General features: G+C 65.1%; 26 protein-coding genes and 1 pseudogene. 14 read left to right on the top strand and 13 right to left on the bottom strand.

Annotation, left to right across the window (positions count from 1 at the left end; translation table 11 throughout):
- Positions 1-34 precede the first annotated feature (34 nt).
- The 3 genes and pseudogenes from JL37_RS31040 to JL37_RS29905 all read left to right on the top strand — a co-directional run.
- Positions 35-160, top strand: a pseudogene (locus JL37_RS31040) (hypothetical protein); the annotation flags it as partial.
- Positions 157-591: a hypothetical protein gene (locus JL37_RS30330; protein WP_156124215.1), complete on the top strand. Its 435-nt coding sequence runs from the start codon at positions 157-159 to the stop codon at positions 589-591. The pseudogene JL37_RS31040 and the gene JL37_RS30330, both read left to right, overlap by 4 nt.
- Before the next feature lie 94 nt (positions 592-685).
- Positions 686-1,714: an IS3 family transposase gene (locus JL37_RS29905; RefSeq protein ID WP_255352851.1), complete on the top strand. Its 1,029-nt coding sequence runs from the start codon at positions 686-688 to the stop codon at positions 1,712-1,714.
- A gap of 107 nt (positions 1,715-1,821) precedes the next feature.
- Here the strand turns inward: JL37_RS29905 and JL37_RS04395 are convergent, their stop codons facing one another.
- A complete protein-coding gene (locus JL37_RS04395) occupies positions 1,822-2,358 on the bottom strand; it encodes a hypothetical protein (protein WP_043542299.1) in 537 nt (178 codons plus the stop codon).
- A 192-nt stretch (positions 2,359-2,550) separates the two neighbouring features.
- Here JL37_RS04395 and JL37_RS04390 point away from each other — a divergent pair, with 192 nt between their 5' ends.
- Positions 2,551-3,243 (top strand): hypothetical protein, encoded by a 693-nt coding sequence (locus JL37_RS04390; RefSeq protein WP_197064573.1) that lies wholly within the window; start codon positions 2,551-2,553, stop codon positions 3,241-3,243.
- Here the strand turns inward: JL37_RS04390 and JL37_RS04385 are convergent.
- Positions 3,200-3,673 (bottom strand): Lrp/AsnC family transcriptional regulator, encoded by a 474-nt coding sequence (locus tag JL37_RS04385; protein ID WP_043542298.1) that lies wholly within the window; start codon positions 3,671-3,673, stop codon positions 3,200-3,202. The two genes, JL37_RS04390 and JL37_RS04385, sit on opposite strands and share 44 nt — an antisense overlap.
- Before the next feature lie 108 nt (positions 3,674-3,781).
- Here JL37_RS04385 and JL37_RS04380 point away from each other — a divergent pair, with 108 nt between their 5' ends.
- A complete protein-coding gene (locus JL37_RS04380) occupies positions 3,782-5,269 on the top strand; it encodes an aminotransferase class V-fold PLP-dependent enzyme (RefSeq protein WP_043542296.1) in 1,488 nt (495 codons plus the stop codon).
- 44 nt (positions 5,270-5,313) lie between these two features.
- On the opposite strand, the gene JL37_RS04375 is transcribed toward JL37_RS04380, so the two are convergent.
- A complete protein-coding gene (locus JL37_RS04375) occupies positions 5,314-6,090 on the bottom strand; it encodes an SDR family NAD(P)-dependent oxidoreductase (RefSeq protein WP_043542295.1) in 777 nt (258 codons plus the stop codon).
- Positions 6,087-7,397 (bottom strand): MFS transporter, encoded by a 1,311-nt coding sequence (locus JL37_RS04370; RefSeq protein WP_043542293.1) that lies wholly within the window; start codon positions 7,395-7,397, stop codon positions 6,087-6,089. The genes JL37_RS04375 and JL37_RS04370 overlap by 4 nt, the downstream gene beginning before the upstream one ends.
- A gap of 142 nt (positions 7,398-7,539) precedes the next feature.
- Here JL37_RS04370 and JL37_RS04365 point away from each other — a divergent pair, with 142 nt between their 5' ends.
- On the top strand, positions 7,540-8,331 hold the full coding sequence (locus JL37_RS04365; protein WP_052096849.1) for an SDR family NAD(P)-dependent oxidoreductase: 792 nt from the start codon (positions 7,540-7,542) through the stop codon (positions 8,329-8,331).
- 3 nt (positions 8,332-8,334) lie between these two features.
- On the opposite strand, the gene JL37_RS04360 is transcribed toward JL37_RS04365, so the two are convergent.
- Positions 8,335-8,820: a MarR family winged helix-turn-helix transcriptional regulator gene (locus tag JL37_RS04360; RefSeq protein ID WP_043542292.1), complete on the bottom strand. Its 486-nt coding sequence runs from the start codon at positions 8,818-8,820 to the stop codon at positions 8,335-8,337.
- Positions 8,821-8,969: 149 nt separating this feature from the next.
- Between JL37_RS04360 and JL37_RS04355 the strand changes: the two genes are divergently transcribed.
- Positions 8,970-9,845 (top strand): anti-sigma factor, encoded by an 876-nt coding sequence (locus JL37_RS04355; RefSeq protein WP_156124214.1) that lies wholly within the window; start codon positions 8,970-8,972, stop codon positions 9,843-9,845.
- A 46-nt stretch (positions 9,846-9,891) separates the two neighbouring features.
- Here the strand turns inward: JL37_RS04355 and JL37_RS04350 are convergent, their stop codons facing one another.
- The 5 genes from JL37_RS04350 to JL37_RS04330 all read right to left on the bottom strand — a co-directional run bounded on the left by JL37_RS04350 (position 9,892) and on the right by JL37_RS04330 (position 16,108).
- Positions 9,892-10,257: a hypothetical protein gene (locus JL37_RS04350; protein WP_043542290.1), complete on the bottom strand. Its 366-nt coding sequence runs from the start codon at positions 10,255-10,257 to the stop codon at positions 9,892-9,894.
- Between the two features lie 922 nt (positions 10,258-11,179).
- Positions 11,180-13,510: a ferric-rhodotorulic acid/ferric-coprogen receptor FhuE gene (fhuE, locus tag JL37_RS04345; protein WP_081954976.1), complete on the bottom strand. Its 2,331-nt coding sequence runs from the start codon at positions 13,508-13,510 to the stop codon at positions 11,180-11,182.
- A gap of 188 nt (positions 13,511-13,698) precedes the next feature.
- Complete coding sequence (locus JL37_RS04340) at positions 13,699-14,703, bottom strand: FecR domain-containing protein (RefSeq protein WP_043542288.1); 1,005 nt, start codon at positions 14,701-14,703, stop codon at positions 13,699-13,701.
- On the bottom strand, positions 14,700-15,203 hold the full coding sequence (locus tag JL37_RS04335) for an RNA polymerase sigma factor (RefSeq protein ID WP_043542285.1): 504 nt from the start codon (positions 15,201-15,203) through the stop codon (positions 14,700-14,702). Before JL37_RS04335 ends, JL37_RS04340 begins: the two co-directional genes overlap by 4 nt.
- 275 nt (positions 15,204-15,478) lie before the next feature.
- Entirely contained in the window at positions 15,479-16,108 is a 630-nt protein-coding gene (locus JL37_RS04330; RefSeq protein WP_043542283.1) for a LysE family translocator, read from the bottom strand.
- 251 nt (positions 16,109-16,359) lie between these two features.
- On the opposite strand from JL37_RS04330, the gene fmdA reads away from it, so the two are divergent.
- Together fmdA and JL37_RS04320 are read left to right on the top strand one after the other, a co-directional pair.
- A complete protein-coding gene (gene fmdA, locus JL37_RS04325) occupies positions 16,360-17,589 on the top strand; it encodes a formamidase (protein ID WP_043542280.1) in 1,230 nt (409 codons plus the stop codon).
- 11 nt (positions 17,590-17,600) lie between these two features.
- Positions 17,601-17,933, top strand: a complete 333-nt coding sequence (locus JL37_RS04320; protein WP_043542278.1) for an FmdB family zinc ribbon protein — start codon at positions 17,601-17,603, stop codon at positions 17,931-17,933.
- Between the two features lie 45 nt (positions 17,934-17,978).
- On the opposite strand, the gene JL37_RS04315 is transcribed toward JL37_RS04320, so the two are convergent.
- Positions 17,979-18,482: a MarR family winged helix-turn-helix transcriptional regulator gene (locus JL37_RS04315; RefSeq protein ID WP_043542277.1), complete on the bottom strand. Its 504-nt coding sequence runs from the start codon at positions 18,480-18,482 to the stop codon at positions 17,979-17,981.
- 138 nt (positions 18,483-18,620) lie between these two features.
- Here JL37_RS04315 and badH point away from each other — a divergent pair, with 138 nt between their 5' ends.
- Genes badH through aliA form a run of 4 tightly spaced genes read left to right on the top strand, consistent with a single transcriptional unit; the run spans position 18,621 to position 23,086 of the window.
- Positions 18,621-19,388, top strand: a complete 768-nt coding sequence (badH, locus tag JL37_RS04310) for a 2-hydroxycyclohexanecarboxyl-CoA dehydrogenase (protein ID WP_043542275.1) — start codon at positions 18,621-18,623, stop codon at positions 19,386-19,388.
- 33 nt (positions 19,389-19,421) lie between these two features.
- The gene (gene badI, locus JL37_RS04305; protein WP_043542274.1) at positions 19,422-20,204 is read left to right on the top strand and encodes a 2-ketocyclohexanecarboxyl-CoA hydrolase; all 783 of its coding nucleotides are present in this window, start codon (positions 19,422-19,424) and stop codon (positions 20,202-20,204) included.
- Positions 20,205-20,258: 54 nt separating this feature from the next.
- On the top strand, positions 20,259-21,410 hold the full coding sequence (aliB, locus tag JL37_RS04300) for a cyclohexanecarboxyl-CoA dehydrogenase (protein ID WP_043542272.1): 1,152 nt from the start codon (positions 20,259-20,261) through the stop codon (positions 21,408-21,410).
- Positions 21,411-21,445: 35 nt separating this feature from the next.
- Positions 21,446-23,086 carry a cyclohexanecarboxylate-CoA ligase gene (aliA, locus tag JL37_RS04295; protein WP_043542271.1) on the top strand — a complete coding sequence of 547 codons (1,641 nt, stop codon included), beginning with the start codon at positions 21,446-21,448 and terminating at the stop codon, positions 23,084-23,086.
- A 16-nt stretch (positions 23,087-23,102) separates the two neighbouring features.
- Here aliA and JL37_RS04290 read toward each other — a convergent pair whose 3' ends face one another.
- Both JL37_RS04290 and JL37_RS04285 read right to left on the bottom strand, forming a co-directional pair.
- Positions 23,103-23,852 (bottom strand): ABC transporter substrate-binding protein, encoded by a 750-nt coding sequence (locus tag JL37_RS04290; RefSeq protein ID WP_043542269.1) that lies wholly within the window; start codon positions 23,850-23,852, stop codon positions 23,103-23,105.
- A gap of 84 nt (positions 23,853-23,936) precedes the next feature.
- Positions 23,937-24,362: a copper resistance protein NlpE gene (locus JL37_RS04285; protein WP_043542268.1), complete on the bottom strand. Its 426-nt coding sequence runs from the start codon at positions 24,360-24,362 to the stop codon at positions 23,937-23,939.
- Between the two features lie 167 nt (positions 24,363-24,529).
- On the opposite strand from JL37_RS04285, the gene JL37_RS04280 reads away from it, so the two are divergent.
- A complete protein-coding gene (locus JL37_RS04280) occupies positions 24,530-25,003 on the top strand; it encodes an OsmC family protein (RefSeq protein ID WP_043542265.1) in 474 nt (157 codons plus the stop codon).
- Positions 25,004-25,040 lie beyond the last annotated feature (37 nt).

Raw genomic sequence — 25,040 nt, 5'->3', positions numbered from 1 at the left:
AAATGTAGTCTGACACCTTTTTCCTGTTTTTTGGAATGGGAAAAACTACATTACCCCTGACGTTGATGGTCATAATGTTTCGGATGGCTGGAAGGTTTTTGATCGTCGAGGCGGGAGAGTGGGTGCCTATGACAAAGATCTGAATTGGGTGAAAAAATGAGTTTTAGTATTAGCCTGAAAGGCGAGGTTCTCAAAGAGTTTGATGAGGCGGTATTGCGCGGTGAAGTGGAAATTGACGGTTATAAAGAGAGTTTCTTTGCGCCGGTGGGGTATTGGTCTAAAGACGATTACTTAAGGAGCTGGAAGCAATCTTTGGCTGAGGGGCTGCAAAATGGTAGACATTCAGCGTTGCTGACGTCGATGTGGGATCCTAGTGTGTCAAATTTTTTGTTCTATTGGGTGGTATTTATTGAGGGGGGCGCGTATATTCAAAATAGCGTGCTCTTTTTGGATGAGCTTTCTGTGCCATTTGTTCCCGATAATGTGAATATCTACATCCCTGAAAGGGCTGAAATTAACGCGGATGGGATGATAATTTCTCAGTGGAAGGTAGGTGTATCTTCCATAGTGGACTTTTATCATACGCTCTAAAAATAAGGTATAGAAAAAAATAAATAAGGTGTCAGACTGGAGTTACCAGGGTTCAGTGGACAGGAGTAGCATCTGAACCGATTGGAGATGATCTATGTCTGGGAACAAGACACCAAGCAGAGTAAGGCGAGCCTATAGATTCATCGAAGCGCACAGCGACGACCACAGCATTTCAGTTATGTGCCGGGTTCTTGGCGTCGCGCGTGCTGGCTACTACGCTTGGCTAAGTGATCCAGTATCTGATCGGGCGCAGGAGGACGTTCGGCTTCTCCGCTTGATTCGTGCCTCCTTCATTGCCAGCCATGGCATCTACGGCGCTCCCCGAGTCCTGCAAGACTTGCGAGAGCACGGAGAAACGTGCAGTAAGCATCGAGTGGCGCGACTTATGAGGGAGAACGGCTTGCGCGCGCTGCATGGATATCGCACGAGGCATATTCCAGCCCCCAAACCATCACCGCTGATTCCCAACCTGTTGCAGCGCAAATTTACCGTTTCCAGACCCAACGAGGCCTGGGTAACAGACATCACCTACATTCGAACCTGGCAAGGCTGGCTTTATTTGGTCGTAGTCATGGATCTTTTTTCTAGAAAGATCGTTGGCTGGGCTACAAGGCCGACAATTCATCGAGAATTAGTCCTCGATGCTGTTGCCAAAGCAGTACGAGATCGACGCCCTCAACGCACGCTGATCCATTCAGATCAAGGCACTCAGTATGGCAGTGATGCCTGGCGACGTTTCTGCAAAGCAAATCATCTTGAGCCGAGCATGAGCAGGCGGGGAAACTGTTGGGACAACGCTCTAGCCGAGTCCTTCTTCGGTAGCCTGAAGAAGGAACACATCAAGAAGCATATCTACTCAGACCGCGATGCTGCTACGTTAAGCTTGGCCGAGTACATTGATGATTTCTATAATTCAGTGCGTCTGCTTGCTGCCTTCCGACACCTTGATGCGTTGGCCGTAATCCAGAGCCCAGCGGGTGACCTTTTTTTTGGGGGCGGAAACTGTAGCTCAAAGGTGCTGCCCACGCCCTTGGGCACCTTGTTGACGATGGCCGGCTTGCCGTCGCCTCAGCCGCTTTCCCGCACGATCCGCTTATCGTCGAAGGACGTGATATGGAAATAGGCGCCATGCGGGATAAAGGCGGCGCGCTCGAATACCGTGCCGACGGCGATTCCTTTCGTCGGGTCCACCTCGCCACCGGCCCCCGTGCCTGAAATAGAAATATCCGCTTATCCGATCTGCTGCTTGGAGCAGGTCTTCAGCGCCAGGGGCGTCAGGCTGATCCCCTTGGCGGTGCCCTTGAACCACTGCTGCAGGATATTCAGCGGAATGGACCTGCCCTGGGCGTCGTATACCTGGATTTCCCGGCCGGACGCCAGCAGGGCGACCTGCTTCATGGTCGTGACCTTCTGCGGGCCTTCTTCGAAGTTGTCGGCGCGTGAGCCATTGGCCTGGTAGACCCCGTATCCGAAGGTGCAAGCCGTGGCTTGCGCGGCAGGGCGCTTGGCGGCGGTGACGGCGTCCTTGTATGCCTGCATCTCGATTCTGGACGGGTCGCGCGAATTGCCGACGCAGTACGACACCGCGGAATTGCCGCTGGGATCGCTCTCCAGGGATTCCTTGCCGCAAGCGAAGGCGTCCTGGTATTCACGCGTGTTCTTGTAGTTTGCTGGGTGGGCCAGCGCGTTCGGGCTGGCGCCCAACAGAACGCTGGTCGTCAGGGCGGCCGCAAACAGGCGGGCGGCGGTATTCAGGCCGATATTCATTGGGTTCTCCTTTGTTTTGTTCGTGCTGCCCTGTAGAACGGCACCGCGCTCGGAAACTAAACCCATCAAGGAATTCCAGAATCAGCCCGATCCTATATCTGCCGCTGGCGCCGCTGGATATCTTTCCTTGCAGGCAGACGGCCGCGGTCCGCGCGTGCCGGCGCCGTTCATGGCATGGAAAGGGAATAGGGGATGCGCAAGCTGCGCTATTTGCTGAAGAGAGCGCTGTTCAAACTGTCCCCGAGGGCGGCCGAAAGGCTGGGCATCGATTTCAGGCTGCGCGTTGCGAACCGCCGCTTTCTGGAAGAGGCGGTTTTCGGCTATATCAACGGCATGGCCGCAGAGGCCCGTGGCCCGGTCAAGACGCTGTTCGTGGGTATCGACAAGCACAACTGGCACTATCCCCGCTTATTGCATACGGAGTTCCATTCGCTGGATATCGATGCGCGCAAGGCGGCATACGGCCAGCCGGGCAGGCATTGGACTGGCAGCGCCACCCGCATGGCGGGGTATTACGGCGGCAATGTGTTCGACGTGGTGGTGGCGAACGGGCTGCTGGGCTTCGGGATCGACGAGGCCCGGGATTGCAGGAATCTGCTGGAAAACTGCGAAGCGGTGCTGAAGCCAGGAGGCTTGCTGGTGCTGGGCTACAACGATCGGCCAGACCGCGCGCCTTACCCGGTATTGCCCATGGCGCTTGGCTTGTTCGATGCCTTCACGCCGCCTATCCCAAGCGTGGGCGGGCCGCTGCACAGCATCGGCGATACATTCCAGCATGTGTTCCTGTTCCTGCTGAAGCGCCGGCCGGCGGCTCATGCCGGCGCCGTGCCGCCCGCAAGCGCTAGGCTTCCAGCTGCCGCAGGTCCGGAGGCCGGTTCTCGATAATGGCTTCCATGCTGAAGAAGCCGGTCACGGTGGACAGCTCGAAGTCCGTGATCAGCTTCTGGTAGAAGCGGTCGTACCCAGCCATGCCTCGGCAGGCTACCTTGATCAGGTAGTCCCAGTCCCCGCCAATGCGATAGAACTCCGTCACCTCGGGCAGCCGCTCGACGTGGCGGCGGAAGCCGTCGGCCCAGTCCTTGGCATGGTGGCTGGTGCGGATCATCACGAATACCGTCAGGTCCAGCCCCAGCTCCACCAGATTGACCTCGGCCCGCGTGCCGCGAATGATCCCGCAGGCATTCAGGCGCTGCAGCCTGCGCCAGCAGGCGTTCTGCGAAAGTCCGACGCGATCGGCAAGCTCGCGTTGCGACAGCGAACCGTCTTTCAACAGGCAAGAGATAATGCTTAGATCAAGTTTGTCTATTTTTTCCATTATTAAGATCAATTGACCCGTTTTTGGAGATTATTGGCAAAATTTCGGTGATGTTTCAACGAAGTATCCATCGTATGATATTCCGAACTAGACCGGAATCCTTTCTCCATGAACGCCCCCTCCAATCAGCCCAGCCCGGCCGCAGCGCGGCCATTGCAGCAGTTCGAAGCCAGCCTGAAAACGGGCGATGCCGCCGCGGCGCTCGCCGATGGGCTGATCGGCAAGGACGCGCTGGTCGACGGCCCCTACGGCGCGAAGCCGCTGGTCTATGCCGACTACGTCGCTTCGGGCCGGGCGCTCATGCAGGTGGAGCGTTTCGTGCTGGAGCAGGTGTTGCCGTACTACGCCAATTCGCACACCGAGGCCTCTTTCTGCGGCGGCTACATTACGCGGCTGCGCCGCGAAGCGCGCGCGGCGATCGCCCGCTGCTGCGGCGCGGGCGATGAGCATGCGGTGATCTTCGCCGGCTCCGGCGCCACTGCGGGCATCAACCGCCTGGTGCACTTGTTCGGCGTGCCCGCCGCGCTGGCCGCCGGCAGGAAGGTCCGGGTCGTCATCGGGCCCTACGAGCACCATTCCAACATCCTGCCCTGGCGGGAATGCGGGGCTGAACTCATCGAACTGGCGGAAAGCCCGGAAGGCGGTCCCGACCTGACCCAGCTCGACGCGGCCCTGGCCGGCGCCGGCGACGCGCTCGTCATCTGCGCCCTGTCCGCCGCTTCCAACGTGACGGGTATCGTGGCGGACGTGGCGGGGATAACGCGGCGGGTCAAGCAAGCGGGCGCCAAAATGCTGTGGGACTATGCCGGCGGCGCGCCCTACCTGCCCGTCAGCATGTCGCCCGCCGCCGACTCCCGCATCGACGCGATTGTCTTCTCGCCGCACAAATTCATCGGCGGGCCCGGTGCATCGGGGGTGCTTATCGTGCGCCGCGACGCGGTCCTCGATACCAAGCCCACCTGGCCCGGCGGCGGCACCGTAAAGTTCGTGTCGCCTGCCGGCCACGATTACAGCGGCAGCCTGGAAGCGCGCGAGGAAGCCGGCACGCCCAACGTGGTCGGGGATATCCGCGCCGCGCTGGCTCTGCTGGTGAAAGAGGCGCTGGGGGCAGACTTCATGCGCGAGCGGAATGCGTATTTCGTCCAGCGCGCGCTGGCCAGGTGGAAGGGCGCGCCGCAGCTCGAACTGCTGGGTTCGCTCACGGCTAACCGGTTGCCGATCTTTTCCTTCCGGGTGCGCAACGGCAAGGGCGGCTTCGTGCACCAGCAGCTGGTGACCCGCATGCTGAGCGACCGCTTCGGCATCCAGGCCCGCGGGGGCTGCGCCTGCGCGGGGCCTTACGTCCACCGCCTGCTGCAGATCGGCGAGGCCGAATCCAGCCAGATGCGCCAGGCCATCCTCGATGGCCGCGAAATCGAAAAGCCCGGCTTCGTCAGGCTGAATTTCAGCGTCCTGCTGCCCGACGCCAAGGCCGATTTCATCCTGGATTCCGTGTTGGCGCTGGCTGCGGACGCCACCGAATTCGAGCACCGCTACGGCTTCGACCCCAGCCGCGCCATCTTCTACCCGCAAAGCGGCGACAAACAGGCAGCTTGACCAATCCGTAGAGCTGCCGGGCTTGCCTGCGGTCTCCGCAACGCTCAGGTTTCCAGGAATCCCGCTGCCAGGAAGCCGCCATCCACGGCCAGGGTATGGCCGTTGACGTAGGCAGCGCCGTCGCTTGCTAGAAAGGCCACGGCGCTGGCGATTTCCTCGGGTTCGCCATAACGGCGCTGCGGCACGCTACGGTAATACGACTGCCGGGTCTGCGGCGTATGGTGGTCCCGAGTCAGCGGCGTCTCGATGGGGCCGGGCGCCACGCAATTCGCCGTGATGCCCAGGGGCGCGAGCTCCACGGCCATCTGCCGCGTCAGCGCGATCAGCGCCGCCTTGGAGGCGCCATAGGCGCTGCGGCCGGGGCTGGCGCGCACGCCGCTGATTGACGCAATATTGACGATGCGGCCCCAGCTCGCCCGGGCCATCAATGCCGCGGCGCGCTGCCCGCACAATAAAGGCCCCGTCAGGTTCACGGCCAATACCTGGGACCAGAGTTCCAACGGATAGTCCATGAACGGTCGGGCGCCCGCCATGCCGGCATTGTTGACCAGCACGTCGCAGCGTCCATGGTTCCGCTCGATATCGTCGAATGCCGCGGCGATCGACGCCGGATCTGCTACGTCCATTGCCAGCGCATGCGCGCGGGACCCCTGTCGTTGCAGGGATGCCGCTAGCCTTTCCGAACCCGGTGCGTCCCGGTCGGCGATCAGCACGGTCATGCCGTCCGCCGCCAGCCGGGAAGCGATCGCCCGGCCGATTCCCTGTGCGCCGCCCGTGACCAGCGCGACGCGGGGCGAAACAGAGGCGGCCGCGCGGCTCATCGGCGGCCTCCTGCGCGCTCCACCAGCCGGGCGGGGACCAGCAGCGTAAACACGACGCCCGCGAAGGCCGCGCACGCCAGCGTGTACATGCCCATGGAGGTGGCTCCGGTAGCCTCGCTGACTGCCCCCATCATGTACGGCGCGACAAACCCGGAGAGGTTGCCGATCGACGTGATCAGGGCAAACCCGGTTGCCGCAGTCGCTCCTTTCAAAAACGCGGTCGGCAGGTTCCAGAACAGCGGAATGGTGGTGACGATCCCCGCCATGGCCACGATCAGCGCGCCAAACGACCACCAGGGATCCGCATGCCAGACCACGCTGAGCGCCAGGCTGACTCCGCCCAGCAGGCCGGCGGCCGCGAGGTGGCCGCGCCGTTCGCTGGTGCGGTCGGAATTCCAGGCCAGCGCCAGCATGGTGACGACGGCCGCCGCGTAGGGCAGCGCGGTCAGGAGTCCGATCTGGCGCAGGTCCGAGAATCCCAGTGTCTTGATCAGGGTCGGCAGCCAGAAGCTGACCCCATACAGCGCCGCGACAAACAGGAAGTAGATCAGGCACAGCATCCAGACGCGTCCATCCGACAGGCCGCGCGCAAAGCTGCCCGAACGGTGCTGGTCGGTATCGCCGACTTCCGCCTTCAACGCCGCTTTCTCCTGGCTGGTGAGCCAGCGTGCGTCGTCGATCCTGTCCGGCACCATCGTCCAGAACAGAAAGCCAAGAAAGACGGCGGGCAGGCCTTCGCACAGGAACATCCATTGCCAGCCCTTGATCGGCAGGAAGTCCGGCGACGCGGTCATCAGCCAGGCGGACAGCGGGCTGCCGATAACGCCAGATATGGGCAGCGCCGTCATGAATGTGGCGATGACCCGGCCACGCGTGCGCGCCGGAAACCACTGACTGACATAGAGCATGATGCCGGGCGCGAAGCCGGCTTCCGCCACGCCGAGCAGGAACCGCACGACGTAAAAGGACATGGGGCCGGTCACGAACATGGTGCAGGCCGACAGGATGCCCCAGGTCACCATGATGCGCGTGATCCACATCCTGGCTCCAAGGCGGTGCAGCAGCATGTTGCTGGGCACTTCGAACAGGCAATAGCCGATGAAGAAAATGCCCGCGCCCAGCCCGTACGCCGCGCTGCTCAATCCTATGTCGGGAGCCATCTCCAGCTTTGCGAAGGCCACGTTGACCTTGTCCAGCTGGTTCACGACCAGGCTGACCAGGATGATGGGGATCAAGCGCCAGAATATTTTGGAGTCGGTGGTTCGATCGACGGGGGCCGGTATGGGCGATTGCAGCGTGCTGCTCATGAATGTCTCCATTGACTACGCGATCTTGGCCGCGTAACGTTATTATCAAACGATAATATATATCGGCATCGGGCGCAGAAGTGGAGTCACGTGTCCTAGGACTATCCCTAGGCTATCGCGCCCAAGGAAAAAGGAGTGCTTTATGGATTACTTCCTCGGCAAGACCGTGGCCGTCACCGGCGCGGGCAGCGGCATTGGCCGGGCCACGGCCGATGCCGCCGCGGCGCGCGGCGCGCGCGTGCTGGCGCTGGATCGGGACCAGGAGGCGCTGGATGCCATGCGAGCGGACTTCGGCGCGCATGGCTGGACGATGACGCCGGTGCCGGTCGACATCGCCCAGGAATCCTCCATACGCGCAGCCGTCGCGGAGGGACTGGCCGCGGCGGGTAGCGTCGATCTGCTGGTCAACAGCGCCGGCATCGTATCTCGCGGCCTGTTCGACACGACGTCCGCTGAGGAATGGCGCCGCGTGCTGGACGTCAATTTGTCGGGCACGTTCCTGATGCTGCAGCAGATGCTGCCCCTGTTGAAGGCTGGCGAGGGCCGGGCGGTGGTGAACGTGGCCTCGCTGGCAGCCAAGCGGGTGTCGTACACCGGTGGCGTCAGCTACACCGCGGCCAAGGCCGGCGTGCTGGGGCTGACGCGCCATGCCGCATTCGAACTGGCCGCGGAGCGCATCCGCGTTAACGCCGTGTGTCCCGGGCCTGTGCTGACCGCCATGACGGAGCGGCACATTCCGATGGACGAGCGCCGGAAAGTTGCCGCCATGGTGCCTTTGGGCGACTGGATGAGTCCCGCGGACGTGGCGGAGGCAATCCTGTTCCTGGGCAGCCCGGCGGCGCGCATGATCACTGGAACCACGCTGGACGTGGACGGCGGACTGTCCTTGGTGACCGGAAGTTCCTATGAAGACTACCGCCGGGCCCGCGGCTAGGTCTCAGGCCTGGCCGCGCTTGCCTTCGAACAGAATCGCGGACAGGCGTTCGACGTCGTCCTCGTCATAGCTGGAACTGGCCATCAGCCGTTCCAGCAGATTGTTCAGCGCCACGATCTCTACGGCGCTGAAATCGCGCAGAGCATGGCGCTGGACTTCGAGGACGATGCGGGTGCCGGCTTCTTGCGCGCGGCGTCCCGGGTTGGTCAGGGTATAGCGAGTGGCGCGGCCATCGTCCGGATCGGGCATGGCCACGACCATGTTCACTTCGCGCAGCTTCTGGAGGCAGCGTCCGGTCTGCACCGGGGTCAGCAGCATGTCGCGGCCGATTTCGGTCGAGATGCTGCCGGGCGCTTCCGCCAGCTTTACCAGCACGCGCCATTCCAACGCGCGTATGCCCAAATGGCGTGCGAACAGTTCTTCCGCCATTCCCAGAATGGATTCGGCGATGCGGCGTACCCGGTAGGCGGCGAGTTCTTTGAAGTGCATGGGGCGTTGCGGGCTCGTGTGCAAGCGGAGATTCTATGCGAGCGCCGCGCCGGACGGGGAGGCGAGGGCGCCGGCGCAGCGGAAACGGTTGTGCCCATATATTATCAATTGATAATATATCGGTGTTGAAACAGAACGAGGAGACTGACGTGGACACATTGCCAGATGCAAAGTCGCCAGCGCGCGGGCAGCGCGAACCAGGCGTGTATGTATTCGATGTTTCGGACCGGCCCTGGCAGGGCGTGGGCAAGAGCGGGCTGGCGCAGAAGATCGTGCGCAGGGACGATCGTACGGGCCATTCGTTCGGTTTCATGTCTTTCGACACGTTGACCCGCACGGGCGTGCATCAGCATCTGGGGCCGGCGTTCAGCTATTTCCTGGCGGGCGGGTTGACCGATTATCAAGGCACCACCGCGGCGGGCGAACTCGGAATCAATTTCACGGGATCGACGCATGACGCCATTGCCTACCAGGCGACTCTCTCGGTGGGTCGCATGGAAGGGCCCGTGGCTTATGGTCCCGACATCCAGCATTCGCTGCACGCGGGCAATCGCCACGCCGAGTTCGACAACCAGTTTCCGGAACATCTTCCGGATCTGAACATCGCGGTGGCTTCGGTCACCGTGACGGGGACCCGCGTGGCGGGGCTGACGCGGCGGTTGGTATACGACTATGCCCACACGCCTCATATGCGCCGGGTGACCCAGCTGATGCTGCTGCCGGGCACCACGGTGCCGGCGCATCGCCTGACGGCGCTGGTCGACATGTATGTGCTGGGCGGCGACCTTACGCTTGCGGCGAACGATAGGGCTGCGCACGCCAGGGCGGGGGATTTCGTCGTCATGGAACCAGGCACGCAGCTCACTTTCTCGTCGCGCTACGGCGCCAGCCTGCTGATCTGGGCGGACGGACCGTCGATGTGGGAAGAGGGCCCTGCCAGTCCCGAGCTATACGGTTTTACCTCGGCACATGGCGATCCGCTGAGATTCGGCAACCGGGCGCCGACGGAATTGCAGCGGCGTTGATATGGCTGGCAGGAGCCGCGCCGTTGGCAAGGGCGCGGCTCTCCGGTCAATCCTTCATCTGCGGGCCGCAGGTCCTGATCCACGCGGCCTTCAGGTCCGTCAATTCGTCGGATGCGTCGGTCATGGCGCGCACGGTTTTCTCCGGAAACGCCACGCCATCGCGGCGGCAGGCCTCGAACTCGTCCGCCAGCGCGAACCGGGCGTCGAGCAGGTCCAGCCGGCCCTGGCACAACGCGTGGTTCAACTGCAGGTCGTTGGCCATTTCGCGCGTGCGCTGCACGTCTTGCGCGCGTGCAATGTCCGCCCGCGCGGCTTCGACTTCGGCCACGCATTCGCTGCCGGCCGCGTGCGCGGCGGCGCTGGCGGCGGAGAACAACAGGACGGCAAAAAGACGGCGGGCAAAAGCGGGCATGCGTGAAACCTTGGCGTTGCGGATGGAACGGTCTGCATCATAACTGCTGCGCGCCGCGCGCCAGCCTCGCCGGCGCCTCCGCGGGCTGTGGCAGTCCTGATAGCCGGCCGCGGGCGCGCCAGCCGTCCGAGGCCAGGCGTGGTGGTCATTTGCTTGGGGGGCGATGGGCGACGGCGACGGCTATCGTGCCGTCGGGCAGCCGGTATTTCCCGCCTTGGAGCCATGTGACGAGCTCGCCCGTCGGCAATGAGCAGATGTACTGCGGCTGCGGTGATGCTTTCGCGCTTCGCTTGATCACCAAACGTCGTTCTACGCGGCACGTAGAACGATCCGGCAGCTTGACGATGACGTCTGATAAGCGAGTGCCTGAAGCCATGCTGTCATCCTCCTGGATCGGCGCGCCTGCCTCGGGTAAGGGGATTGCCTGCAGGCGCATGTTCCCGTGGCGCTTCCATCTGTAGCACCGGCATTCGGATGAGAAGCATCCGTCGTGATGGGTATGGCGGCGGGCAGGTATCAGGCGTACGCGCGAGCCAGGCCATTGAGCCGGCCTGCAAATCAAAAGCGCCCCGGTCTCGGGGCGCTTTGCCTGGCTATCGCCTGGTGTCTGCGTGTGTATGGACCGATAGATAACGGGCGTACGAGGACATAGGTGAACCTTTTCCGGGTTAGCTTCCTCATGCTTTCGGATGCCATCGCACATGACCAGCATCCACCAAAGGTAGATGATCGGATGGGTGGTGTGAAATAAATTAGTGAAAATTCGCAATAGTATTGCGGTGTCCGGGGAACGGTTTGCGTGAACCGCCAGCCGCGCGGACCGCGCACGATTGCGGCAACCGAGCGCGGTCCGGACAAGGCGCAGCTCCAGGCTGCCGAAGGCGACTAAAACCGATCGACGCCGCGCTGCATGTCTCCTTGCTCAGAACTTCGCCGTCAGGTTGACGAACACGCTTCTCGGTTCGCCGTAATAGACCTGGTTCATCACGCCGCCCAGGTAGTACTTTTCATCGAACAAGTTGTTGAGATTGACCTGCGCCGACAGCCGCGAACTGAAGTCGTAGCGGGCCATGAGGTTGTAGATTGCGTAGGCCTTCTGGCGCGCCGTGACGCTGCGGTCCCCGATGGGCACGCTGGACCAGGTGGTGAGCTGCCAGTTGACGCCGCCGCCTACGGTCAGCTTGCTCCATTCGCCCGGCAGGCGGTAGGTCGTGAAGAAGCGCGCTACCGCTCGCGGGCGTTCCGTGTTGACGGATACGCCGTCGGCGTCGCGGCTGGTGTAGTAAGTGCCGCCGGTATAGATGTTCCAGCCGGGCGCAAGCTGTCCGCTCAACTCGAGTTCCACGCCCTTGGTGGTTACGCCGTCGGCGGTGGTGTAGGCTTCGTCGAACGTGCCGGGGACGATCTGGCCGGGGTCTACCACCGCTACCTTGCTCTGTTCGACCTTGAACAAGGCGATGGACGCGTTCAGCCTGCCGTCTAGGTATTCCCCCTTCAGGCCTGCTTCGTAGTTCCTGCCCTGCACTGGGTCCAAGTAGCCGCCGTTGCGGTCGCGGTAGTCCTGCGGTAGGAAAATATCGGTGTAGCTCGCGTAGGCCGAATAATTGTCGTTCAGGTCGTAGATAACGCCGGCGTACGGAATGAACTGCGAGTCTTTTTGGTCGCGTCCCGGCGCCCGCGATTTCCAGGTGGCATAGCGTCCGCCGGTGATTGCCGTGAGGCTGTCGCCCAACGACCAGCGCACCGCCGTGTACACGCCGCGCTGGTGCGTGACGGTGTCGCGCAGCATCGAAGTGGTCCATTCGGGCTGGGCGAAAGAGCCGTCCCAATGATAGAAGTTGCCGACGCTGTCCAGCACGCCGGTCCGGTCGAAGCTGTAGAAGTCCTCGCCGTAGCGGCTTCGCATGGCTCCCAGCACCAGTTCGTGGCGGCGCCCGAACAGGGTGAAAGGCCCCTTGGCTTGCAGGTCCAGCGAAGTCTGCTGCGCGTAAGAATTCCAGTAGCCTGGCCTTGCGCTCATGCCTTCGCCGGTCTGGCGATCGGGCTGACCACTCAGCCACAGCAGCTTGGCGTCATATTCGCTCTTGCGCTGCGACCAGTCGGCTCGCGCCTCCCAGCCGTTGTCGAAGCGGTGGGATAGGGTCGCGAACATGCTGCGGTTGGTCGTGTGCCAGTAGGTCCAGTCCGCGGCGGGGCTCTTGGAACGGCGCCAGTTGGTCGGCGATCCATCGGAGAACAGGACGGGCAAGCCGCCCCAGGTGGAGGCGTGCGGCCGTTTGTCCTGGTAGTCCGCGCCGACGCTCAGACGAGTCGCCGGCGTCAGGTCCGCATCGATCACGCCGTAGAGTACGCGCTTGTTGGCATGGTACATGTCGAGGTAAGAATCGCGCCCCTGGTACATGGCGACCACGCGCGCGCGCACCTTGCCTTCCTTGTCTATCGGGGTCGACAGGTCCGCCACGCCGCGGTACTGGTTCCAGGATCCCACGCCTGCGGTCAGTGTGCCGGTGAATTCGCGGCTGTTGGCGTGCTTGCGCACAAGGTTGATGGAAGCCGAGGGATTGCCGGCGCCGGTCATCAGGCCGGTGGCCCCGCGCACGACCTCGATGCGGTCGTAGATGACGGAATCGTTGTCCGACTCGCCGTACATCGACAATCCCAGCGTGGTAGGCACGCCGTCGTACTGCAGGCTGTCGATATAGAAGCCGCGCGACCAGAAATCGGTGCGGTCGCTGTCTTCGCTGACGACCTGCACGCCCACCACGTTGCCCATCACTTCGTCCAGCGACCGCAGGTTCTGGTCTTCGATGCGCTGGCGCGTCACCACGCTCACCGACTGCGGCGTTTCGCGCAGCGTCAGGGTCAGGCCCGTAGCCGCCGACGTGGCGGCGGTGGTGTAGGAGCCGGTACCCTCGGTGACCGTCGCATCTCCGGCCCCGAGCACCGTTACGGGGGCGAGATTGGACACCAGGTCCTCGCGCGACAGGATGATGCTGTCGCCTTGCCTGCGGTAAGTCACGCCGGTGCCCTTCAGTAAGGCGCGCAGGGCGTCTTCGGGCGCCAGCGTCGCGCGCAGCCCGGGGCTGGTCAGGCCGGCCACCGCCTCGGGCGGGTAGAACACGCGCACGCGTGCCTGGGCGGCCCATTGCAGCAGCGCGTTCCCAAGCTGCTGCGGCGCGATGTCGATGGCCACAGGCTCGGCATGTGCCAGGGCTTGGGCCCGGGCCTGGCCAGCGCCGAGAGCCAGCCCCATGGCGGCAGCCAGCGAAAGAAGCAGCCGGGGCCGCGATTTGCTTGCGCCGCGGGGCGCGTTGGTATGGATTCGGATATTCACAATGCCTGGGTTCGGATCGATGTAGGATGGCCGCGGCGGGAAAATGGCGCCGCTCTACATAGAACGAATGAGGACAGAAAAAACCTGAATCCTGGCGCGAAAAAGCTTCAACGCAGGGAGATGTCGACGCTTCCGTCGGGCGCTGGCGCCAGGCGCACCGGCGCAATGGCCGGCAGGGCGTCCAGGAACGCCTCAGGGCGATCCAGGTCGAACGAGGCTGACACGCGCAGCTTGCCGGCGCGTTCGTCGGCAAGCCGTAGCGGCGTGGCTAGGTAACGGTTCATCTCGCTTAGCACGGCGCCCAAGGGGGCGTTGCGGAACACCAGCCGCCCGTCGCGCCAGGCGGTGAGCGTCGCGACATCCGTGGGCGCGGGCACGCCGATGGTCCCGTCGGCCGGGACGCGGATGCCTTGTCCGGCCCGCAGCGTGGCCTTGCCCATGTTCCACCAGTGCCCGCCGGTGACCTCGACGGTGCCGGATTCGACCGCCACCGAGACCTCGTCGGCATTGCGGCGTACGTCGAACACGGTGCCGGTGACGCGGATGTCGCTGCTGCCTGCCTTGACGATGAAGGGCCGCGCGGTGTCGCTCGCGACGGAAAACAGGATCTCGCCCGAGGCCAGGTTGATTTCGCGCCTCTTGTCGTAGAACCGCAGTTCCGCGCGGGTTGCGCCGTTGATATCGAGTTGGGATCCGTCGGGCAGCGAAACTCGCCGGCGCTCGCCGCGTTCGGCTGCGATCAAGGCCGAATAGGACGGAGTCGCGGCCGGCAGGCTCCACCAGGCCGAGCCCGCGGCCAGCAGAACCAGGGCGGCGCATGCCCAGCCCAGCGCCGCGCGCCGGCTTTGGCCCCAACCGGTCCGCCGCGGCCGGGCCGGGACGGGGCCGCCCAACAGGGCTTCGACCTGGCCGCGTGACAGGCGCTCTGCGGTATGTCCTAGCTGCTGCATTTGGTCGAATTCGTGCGCTTCTTCCGGATGCGCTTTGCGCCACGCCTCGTATTCGCGCCGGTCGGCTCGGCCTAGTTCGCCCGAATGCCAGCGCGCGAACCACCAGGCGGCGGTGCGCGGCTGGCCGGAGCCGGGTGTGGAGGAGGAGGGCGGCGCGGTCATGGCGTATGTTGTTGCATGCGGTCGCGAGCATACTGGATGGCCCGCATTACGTAGCGTTCGATCATGTTCTTCGACAGGCCCATGTGCCGGGCCACCTCGGCCTGGGTCCAGCCCTCGACGCGGTTGAGCACGAACGCTTCGCGGCATTTGGGGGGCAGTTCTGCCAGCACGCGGGCCAGGTCGTCGGCCAATTGCGCCGCGCGCAGCGGCGCGTCGGGGTCGCTTATCGCGGGCTGTTCATTTTCGCCCAGTTCATCCAGGGGGACGTGTTCCAGCCGCGACTGCCTGCGCCAGCGGTCGATCAGCCGGTGCCCCGTGGCCTGGAACAGGTAGCTGCGCGCGCGTTTGGCAACGCTGGCATCGGCCTTCAGCAGATCTTCGATGGCGTCGTGCGCCGCGTCCTCGGCGTCGTGGCGGTTGCCCGTCCGGCGGCTCCACGCTCCGACCAGCTCGTCGTAATACGCGAGCCAGCCGGGGCGGGAAGGGGAACTGCGGGACATGGGGACGCGGCATCCGTAGGCAAGGCGAGCCGCGCATTTTACAAATAATTCTCATTATCGTAAATCGAGGCGGGCACCCGGCTCAGGCCGGAGGGCACTGTCTGGAATCCCGGTTTAGGGTTGCCCGAATCTCGCCTACTGTGCTTCACCTATCAACGCTTCGCCGGCGGGCCGAGTTGCCCTTGCGCATCGGCGCGCCCGCCTCGGGCGTAGGGATTGCCTGCACGCGAGCCAGGCCATGGGCCGCGCCCCGGCGGCGGAATTCTTCCCGGCGGTCAGTCCGTGACGCGTGCCGTCCAGATCAGGCGCAGGCCCAGGCCGCCGATGGCGCCCGCGGCCACGCGGTCGATGCCGGCCTTGGCCCGCAGATACAGTTCACGGGGACGGCGGCTGGACAGGCATAGGGCTACCGTCGAGTACCAACCCGCTTCCACCAGGAACACCAGAGGCGGCAGCGCGAAGTAGCACCACAGCGGTGGGTTGTGCGGCAGCAGCGAAGCGAAGATGCTGCCATAGGCGATGGCCGTCTTGGGATTGCTGAGCTGGGTGGCCAGGGCCGTCAGGAAGGCTTTGCGGGTGCCTTGTCCGCCCGGGATGCCGTGCAGGGCCAGCGGCTCTTTGGCGCCGCGCCACATCTTGCACGCGAGATACACGAGGTACAGCCCCCCGGCGATTTTCAGGCCGATATAAAGCCAGCCGACCGTTGCCAGCACCGTGTACAGGCCGACCAGCGCTACGCCGCTGAACAGGACGCCGCCCACCCCCATGCCCAACGCCGCGGCCAGGCCGGCCTGACGCGAGGAGCCCACCGCGGTTCGAGCGACGACGACGAAACTCGGGCCAGGGCTCATTGCGCCGACCAGAAGCGCCACGAGAATGGCGGTGATTGCGGTTGAGATTGCCATGATGGATCCGATTTCTGCGCACGCGCGGCGGGTTGTTGGACGATGTGATGCTGCCAGCGGAAGGGCCAGTATAGGGTCGGCCAGGCAGATATCTTCTACTGGTCGGAATCCCAGTTTACGGCTGCCCGAATCTCGCCTACTGTGCTTCACATATCAATGATCCGCCGGCGGGCCGAGCTGCCCGCGCGCATCGGCGGATCGGAGATGGAAACTTCTGTTTTATCAACACGTTACGCTGGAGATGAAAGAGAATGACTGACACGCTCATCAAGGTCGATCTGGCCCAATCCCCCTACGACAACGCGCAGATCCACAATCGCTGGCACCCGGACATTCCGATGGCCGTGTGGGTGAAGCCGGGGGATGACTTCGTCCTGGAAACCTACGACTGGACCGGCGGCGCGATCAAGAACGACGATAGCGCCGACGACGTCCGCGACGTGGATCTGACCACGGTGCACTTCCTGTCCGGCCCGGTGGGCGTGGACGGGGCCGAGCCCGGGGATCTGCTGGTGGTGGACCTGCTGGACATCGGCGCCAAGCCCGAAAGCATGTGGGGCTTCAACGGCTTCTTCAGCCGCAACAACGGCGGCGGCTTCCTGACCGAGCATTTCCCGCATGCGCAGAAGTCCATATGGGATTTCCACGGGATGTTCACGTCTTCGCGGCATATTCCCGGCGTGAGCTTCGCGGGCCTGATTCATCCGGGGCTGATCGGCTGCCTGCCCGACAAAAAGCTGCTGGATACCTGGAACCGGCGCGAGCAGGCGCTGATCGAGACCAATCCCAAGCGGGTGCCGCCGCTGGCCAATCCGCCCGCGCCCAAGACCGCGCACATGGGCGGCCTGCAAGGGGCGGACCGCGACCGGGCGGCGGCCGAAGGCGCGCGCACGGTGCCGCCGCGCGAACACGGCGGCAACTGCGATATCAAGGACCTCTCGCGCGGCGCCCGTGTTTTCTTTCCGGTATACGTGAAGGGCGGGGGCCTGTCGGTGGGGGATCTGCATTTTTCGCAGGGCGATGGCGAAATCACGTTCTGCGGCGCCATCGAGATGGCGGGCTGGGTGCACATGCGCGTGTCGCTGATCAAGGGCGGCATGGAGAAGTACGCGATCAAGAATCCCATCTTCAAACCGAGCCCGATCGCGCCCGCCTACAAGGACTTCCTGATCTTCGAGGGCATTTCGGTCGACGAATCGGGCAAGCAGCACTACCTGGACGTGAACGTGGCGTATCGCCAGGCCTGCCTGAACGCCATCGAATACCTGAAGAAGTTCGGCTATTCGGGAGCCCAGGCGTATTCCCTGCTGGGCTGCGCGCCGGTGCAGGGGCACATCAGCGGCGTGGTCGATATTCCCAACTCGTGCGCGACGCTGTGGCTGCCCACCGAGATCTTCGACTTCGACATCCAGCCGTCGGCCTCCGGACCCGTCAAGCACATCCAGGGCGGGACCGACATGCCGCTGTCTCGCGACCGCTAGGAGGAACCACGATGCCCATGTATGACTATGCCTGTGGCCGCTGCGGAGAATTCGCGGCGCTCGTGCCCCTGGCGCGGTGGCGCGACCCGGCCGCCTGCCCGCAATGCGGAGAGCCGTCGGGCCGCATCGTGGGCGGGGCGCCCGCGATCTCGGCGCTGTCGTCCGCGGTGAACCGGGCGCGCGCGGCCAATGAGCGCAGCGCGCATGAACCGCGCAGCACGCGTTCGGGCCACGGCATGAATTGCGGGTGTTGTTCCGGCCGCGCCCAGGCGGGCAAGACGCGCACGGCGCCGGACGGCGCGAAATCGTTCGCGGGCGCCCGGCCCTGGATGATCAGCCACTAGCGGCAAGGGGCTCGCCGCGCGCCGGCATGCGGGCGCGAGGCGGGCCTATTCCCCCTCGCCGCGCGGCGCGGCGTCGTCCAGGCGCTGCATGTTCTCCAGCAGCTTCAGCAGATAGTGCAGGGTGTGGCTGAGGTCTCCCATCGAGAACTCGTCGAGCGCCCCTTCATAGTATTCATGGATGCGCGGCAGCGCGTCCTGGGTCCAGACCTTGCGGCCCGAGGCCGTCATGGTGACCAGGCGCGAGCGGCGGTCGCGCCCGTCGGGCGCGCTGGCGATATGGCCGTCGCGTTCCATCCGGCTGATCAGACCCGATAGGCTTTGCCGGCTGACCATGAGGTAGCGGGCCAGATCTCCCACACTGATTCCCGCCTGCGCCTCGGGCCGCGACAGCGCGCCCAGCACCGCCCACTGCTGCGTCGTCAAACCCAGGTGCTCGACCGCGCGGCTGCCTGTTTTATGCAGCATGTTTGCGCATTGATACAGCCTGAAAAACAAGCGGTTGGCCAGCTCCATTCGTGCGATATCAGTATTTTTTCTAGGGTTTTCCATAGTGGGTTCTTCGCGTTTCCAGCCTTGATTACCTGTATCGACGGTCGCTAATATAGGTAAACATATTTACGTATTTGGGTGGCGTATCCAGCCAGTCGGGTAAGGATACCAAGCCCCGCAACCTGGGCAGAGGAAATCATGCAAAGACTGAGCGGCAGGACGGCGATCGTGACGGGCGGCGGCGGCGGCATCGGCGGGGCCACCTGCCGGCGCCTGGCGCGGGAGGGCGCGGCAGTGGCCGTGCTGGACCTGGATCCGCAAGCGGCCGGCGCCGTCGCCGCCGCCATCGAATCCGAGGGCGGCCGGGCGCTGGCGCTGCGCTGCGACATCACGCGCCGCGACGAGGTCGACGCGGCCGTGGCGGCCGTCGAATCCGGGTTGGGGCCGGCCGACGTGCTGGTGAACAACGCGGGCTGGGACATCTTCAAGCCCTTCACGAAGACGGAGCCCGCCGAATGGGACCGGCTCGTCGCCATCAACCTGATCGGCGCCCTGCACATGCACCATGCGGTGCTGCCGGGCATGGCGGCTCGCAAGTCGGGGCGCATCGTCAATATCGCGTCCGACGCCGCCCGGGCCGGCTCGTCGGGCGAGGCCGTGTACGCGGCCTGCAAGGGCGGGCTGGTGGCGTTTTCCAAGACCATCGCGCGCGAGCATGCGCGGCACGGCATTACGGTGAACGTGGTGTGCCCGGGGCCCACCGATACCGCGCTGTTCGCCAGCTACAAGGAAGGCGCGGGCAATCCGGAGAAGCTGGTCGAAGCCTTCACCCGGGCCATTCCGCTCGGCCGCATCGGCCAGCCGGAAGATCTGCCCGGCGCGATTCTGTTCTTTGCCAGCGACGACGCCGCCTATGTCACCGGGCAGGTGCTGAGCGTCTCGGGCGGCCTGACCATGAACGGCTGAGCGGGCCATTTTCCTTCTTCACAGGAAGCTCACATGAACTACGAAGACATCCTCTACGAAGTCCGCGACGGCGCGGCCTGGATCACGATCAACCGGCCGGAAAAGATGAACGCCTTCCGCGGCCGCACCTGCGATGAGCTGATCCACGCGATCAACCGCGCGGGCTATGCGCCGGATATCGGCGTGATCGTGCTGGCGGGCGCGGGCGACAAGGCTTTCTGCACTGGGGGCGACCAGTCGGCCCACTCCGGGCAGTACGACGGCCGCGGCACCATCGGGCTGCCGATGGAAGAGTTGCACGGCGCCATCCGCGACGTGCCCAAGCCCGTGATCGCGCGGGTCCAGGGCTACGCCATCGGCGGCGGCAATGTGCTGTGCACCATCTGCGATTTCACGATCGCGTCCGAGCGGGCGGTGTTCGGCCAGGTGGGGCCGAAGGTGGGGTCGGTGGATCCGGGCTACGGCACGGCGTTCCTGGCGAGGGTGGTGGGCGAGAAAAGAGCCCGTGAAATCTGGTATCTGTGCCGCCGCTATTCCGCCGCCGAGGCCCTGGCCATGGGCCTGGTCAATGCGGTGGTGCCGCCGGACCAGCTCGATGCCGAGGTGCGGAAATGGTGCGGCGAGATCATGGAGAAAAGCCCCACCGCCATCGCGATCGCCAAGCGTTCTTTCAACATGGACACGGCGCATCAGGCGGGCATTGCCGGAATGGGGATGTACGCGCTGAAGCTGTACTACGACACGGAGGAATCGCGCGAAGGGGTCAAGGCTTTCCAGGAAAAGCGCAAGCCCGATTTCCGCCGCCACGCCAGATAGCGCCATACCCACGCACGCGTTCGCCGCCAAGTCCGGCGAGCCGCAGGAGACAAGATGAATCCCTATATCGACGAGGACCTGGCCGCGCTGTCCGAGCACGCCGGGCGTTTCGCGGCCGGGCGCGTGGCGCCGGGCTTTCTCGAGCGCGACGCCACGCGCACGCTCGACCGCGGGCTGATGCTTGAAATGGGCGGCATGGGTTTCATCGCGCCCGAGCTGCCGGAGGATTGCGGCGGGCAGGGGCTGGGCTGCCTGGCCGCTGGCGTGATCCACGAGCAGATCGCGCGCGCCGACCTCAGCCTGTCATACATCAACCTGCTGGCGTCGCTGAACGGCCAGATCCTTGCGCAGCACGGCAAGCCGGAAGTGGCGCGGCCATGGCTCGCGCGCCTGACCCGGGGAGAGGCGCTGCTCGCCATTGCGCTGACCGAGCCGCGCGGCGGCTCCGATGCGGCCAATCTGCGCCTGCGCGTGGAGCGGGCGGACGGCCACTATGTGCTCAACGGAGAGAAGGCGTCGATTTCCGCCGCCGACCAGGCGGACGCCGCCGTGGTGTTCGGCCGCAGCGGCACGGTGGAGTCCGGCGCGCGCGGCGTCACCGCCTTGCTCGTGCCGATGGAGCTGCCGGGCATCACGCGCAATCGCTACGACTGCCACGGGCAACGCGCGATCGGGCGAGGTTCGCTGTTCTTCGAGAATGTGCGCGTGCCGGCGGACCACCTGCTGGGTCGGGAAGGCGAGGGCTTCGTCCAGGTGATGCAGGGCTTCGACTATTCGCGGGCCTTGATCGGCCTGCAGGTGCTGGCGGTCGCGCGGGCCGCGCTGGACGAAGCCTGGGAGCACGCGGCGCAGCGCGAGGCCTTCGGCAAGCCCCTGTCCGCGTTCCAGGGTGTATCGCACCCGTTGGCCGAGGGCGACACCCAGGTCGAGGCCGCCCGCCTGCTGTGCCTGCAGACCCTGTGGCTGAAAGACCGTCAGCTGCCGCACAGCGCGCAGGCCGCCATGTGCAAATGGTGGGGGCCGAAGCTGGCGTACGACGTGGTGCACCAATGCCTGCTGACCTTCGGCCATGGCGGCTATGACCGTGGCGTCATGGAACAGCGCCTGCGCGACGTGCTGGGCTTCCAGATCGGGGACGGCACCGCGCAGATCATGAAGACCATCATCGCGCGCACCCGGGCCGGGCGCGCAGCGGTGCCTGCCTGACGCCGGCCCGGCGCGGAATCATCGGAGAGACAGACATGGAATTCGATGCTGTATTGATTGCACCCAGACGGCGGGAAAGCATCGCGCGCGGCTGGTGGCCGGACCGCACCATCAATGACTTCCTGGACCGGGGCGCGGCCTTGCATCCCGACAAGACGGCGCTGACCGCGGTGCATACCGACAGCGCCGAAACCAGGCGGTTCACCTATCGCCAGCTTGCCGCCATGGCCGACCGGGTGGCGGTGGGGTTGGCGCGGCTGGGCATCGAGGCGGGCGACGTGGTGGCCTGCCAACTGCCCAACGGCTGGCAGTTCGTCGTGACCTACCTGGCCTGCTCGCGCATCGGCGCCGTGATGAATCCGCTGATGCACATCTTCCGGCAGCGCGAACTCTCGTTCATGCTGCGCCATGGCGAGGCGCGCGTGTTCATCGTGCCGCAGCGTTTCCGCGGCTTCGATTATCCGGCGATGGCCGAAGGGCTGCGCGCCGACCTGCCCCGGCTGGAGCGCGTGATCGCCGTGGGGGGCGCCGGCCCGGACAGTTTCGAGTCGCTGCTGGCCGAACCCCGCTGGGAGGACGAGCCCGACGCGGGAGACATCCTGGGCCGTTCGCATCCTGGGCCGGATGACGTTACGCAGTTGATCTACACGTCCGGCACCACGGGCGAGCCCAAGGACGTGATGCACACGGCCAACACCACGTTCTCCAACATCGCCGCCTACGCCGGGCGCCTGGGCCTGGGCGCGGACGACGTGGTGCTGATGGGATCTCCTATGGCGCACCAGACCGGCTTCATGTACGGACTGATGATGCCGATCTACCTGGGCTGCGAGGCCGTGACGCTGGATATCTGGAACCCGGCGGTTGCGGCCGGCCTCATCCGCGAGCACGGCGCGACGTTCAGCATGGCGTCCACGCCGTTCCTGACGGACCTGGCGCGCGAAGTCGCGCAGTCGGGGCAGGGCGTGCCCACGCTGGGCACTTTCCTGTGCGCGGGCGCGCCGATACCGGGGCCGCTGGTGGAGCAGGCCCGGCAGGTGCTGGGAGCGAAGATCATCTCGGCGTGGGGCATGACCGAGAACGGCGCGGTCACGCTCACCCGTCCGGAAGACGACGACGTCCGCGCCTACACCAGCGATGGCTGCCCGCTGCCGGGCGTCGAGATCAAGGTGGTGGATGCGTCCGGCGCGGCGCTGCCGGCGGGCGAGGTGGGCAATCTCTGGCTGCGTTCCTGCTCCAACTTCGGCGGCTACCTGAAGCGGCCGCAGCTGAACGCGACCGACGGCGAGGGCTGGTTCGATACCGGAGACATGGCGCGCATCGACGAACAGGGCTATCTGCGCATCACCGGCCGCAGCAAGGACGTGATCATCCGTGGGGGCGAGAACATTCCGGTGGTGGAGATCGAATCCCTGCTGTACCGGCATCCTGCCATCGCCCAGGCGGCCATCGTGGCGTACCCGGACGAGCGCTTGGGCGAACGGGCCTGCGCGGTGGTCACGCTAAAGCCGGACAGCGCGCTGGAACTGCCCGGGCTGGTGGAATTCCTGAAGGGGCATGGCGTGGCGCTGCAATACATCCCGGAGCGGCTGGAGGTGCGCGACAGCCTGCCCAGCACGCCGACGGGCAAGGTGCAGAAGTTCCGCCTGCGGGAAATGTTGCGGGACGGCGCCTGAGGCCGTCCGCGCGTCGTCAGGCGCCGGGCGCCGGTTCCAGCGGCGCCACGGCCGCGCCCTGGATCTGGTGACGCGCCAGGGCCTCGGCCACGAATCCCGATTTCTTCATGGCTTCGACGAAGGCGCCCAGATAGGCGCTGGCCTTGTCGCCGCGGCTCTTGGGCACGCCCATGGCCTGGCGGATCAGCATGAAATGGCCGTCCAGGAGGCGCAGGCCGCCCAGCCGCTGCGCATCCGCCTGCAACTGCTGCTTCACGCCGGCGGCGACTTCCATGTTTTCCTGCAGGAACGTGTCGACCACCGCGGGCGAGGTGGGGGCGCGGAAGATCTCGGCCTGCTTGAGCTCGCGCGTCAGGTAGAGATCGTAGGCGCTGCCCTTGCCGACCACGACGCGCTGGCCCTCGCGGTCCACTTCGTCCATGGCGTTTATCGGGGAGCCCTGCCGGACCAGGTACGCGCCTTCGATGACCACATAGGGCGCGGTGAAGGCGATCTGTTCCCCGCGCAGCGGATCGATGGCGAAGAAACCCACGTCCGCCTGCTCGGCGGCCACGGCATTGACGGATTCGCCGGCGGACTTGAACACGACGAGTTCCAGTTCCACCTGCAGGCGCCGGGCCAGTTCGGTGGCTAGGTCCACCGAGACGCCGCCGGGTCGGCCGGTGGCGGGATCGGTATTGGCCAGGATGGGATTGCCCAGATTGATGGAAGCGCGCAGCACCCCCGTCGGGGCGAAGGCGGAGAGCAGCTCGTGGTCGGTCTTCATGGTTTCCTTGGCGGGAGGTGCCGCGCCGCGGCGCGGACGTTGCGGCAAGCATAGCAGCCGGAAGCGCGCGTCCTGCGCTGCGCCCTACTGCGCGCGGCGCAGGACGTAGTGCGGGGCGAGCGGGCCGGTGGGGCGCGTGCCGTCGCGGTACAGCATGGTTACCTGGTTTTCGCCGACGAAGTAGCGCTGGCTGTCGCCCGAGGCGTCAAGCCGGATGGTGCTGCCGTCGGACTCCCAGCTGAAAGTGCCCGTCACCGTCTCGGGCTGCGGCTCGCGGTCCAGGTACTGGGTCTGCCTTTCGTAGCGGCCGTCCTGGGCCAGGGTCAGCCGGGTGCGGATGCCGGGGCAGTCCGCGCAGGGCAGGGTGCCTTCATAGCTGCCGGGCCAGTCCAAGGAGTTCCGGGCGGTGTGGCCGTCGGCGGGCGCGGCGCGGCCCGAGACGGTATGGGAAGGCGCGCAACCGGCCAGCAGGGCAAGCGTCAGGGCGCAGGTCAGGGTGGTTTTCATCATGGCGAGCTCCTGTGTGAAAAACGCGTTCACGATACGGAGAGTAGGGCTCCGGTGCTGAAACGGGTTGTAAGGCCGCGGGCCTTCATCCGCCTGCGCGCATGCGCTACGCTAGGCCTCTTTGTTTGCCGGGACGGCCCGGCGGCATGAACCCGAACAGGACGATTCCCATGAACGGCGAACATAGCTACCACGTTACGGTGGAGTGGACCGGCAACACCGGCACCGGCACATCCAGCTACGCGGCGTATTCCCGCGATCACCTGATACGGGCGCAGGGCAAGCCCGACGTGGCGGGATCGTCCGATCCCGCGTTCCGGGGCGATCCCGCGCGCTGGAATCCCGAGGACATGCTGGTGGCGTCGCTGTCCGCCTGTCACAAGCTCTGGTACCTGCATCTCTGCGCGGTCGAGGGCGTGACCGTGCTGGCCTACCGGGACGAGGCCGAAGGCGTGATGGCCGAAGACCGCGAGCGCGGCGGAGCGTTCTCCCGGGTCACGCTGCGGCCGGTGGTGACCATCGCCGCTGGCGGCGACGCGGCGCTGGCCGAGGAACTGCACGGCCGCGCGCACCATTTCTGCTTCATCGCCAACTCGGTGAACTTCCCCGTGCTTTGCGAACCCCGCGTCGCTCACGCGGACTGAGGCGCGGCGGGGCTGCGCCTGATAAGCTGCGCGTAAT

The organism is Achromobacter sp. RTa, assembly GCF_000757485.1.
Classification (GTDB): Bacteria; Pseudomonadota; Gammaproteobacteria; order Burkholderiales; family Burkholderiaceae_B; genus Achromobacter.
This window is presented reverse-complemented; position numbering and strand designations above follow the sequence as displayed.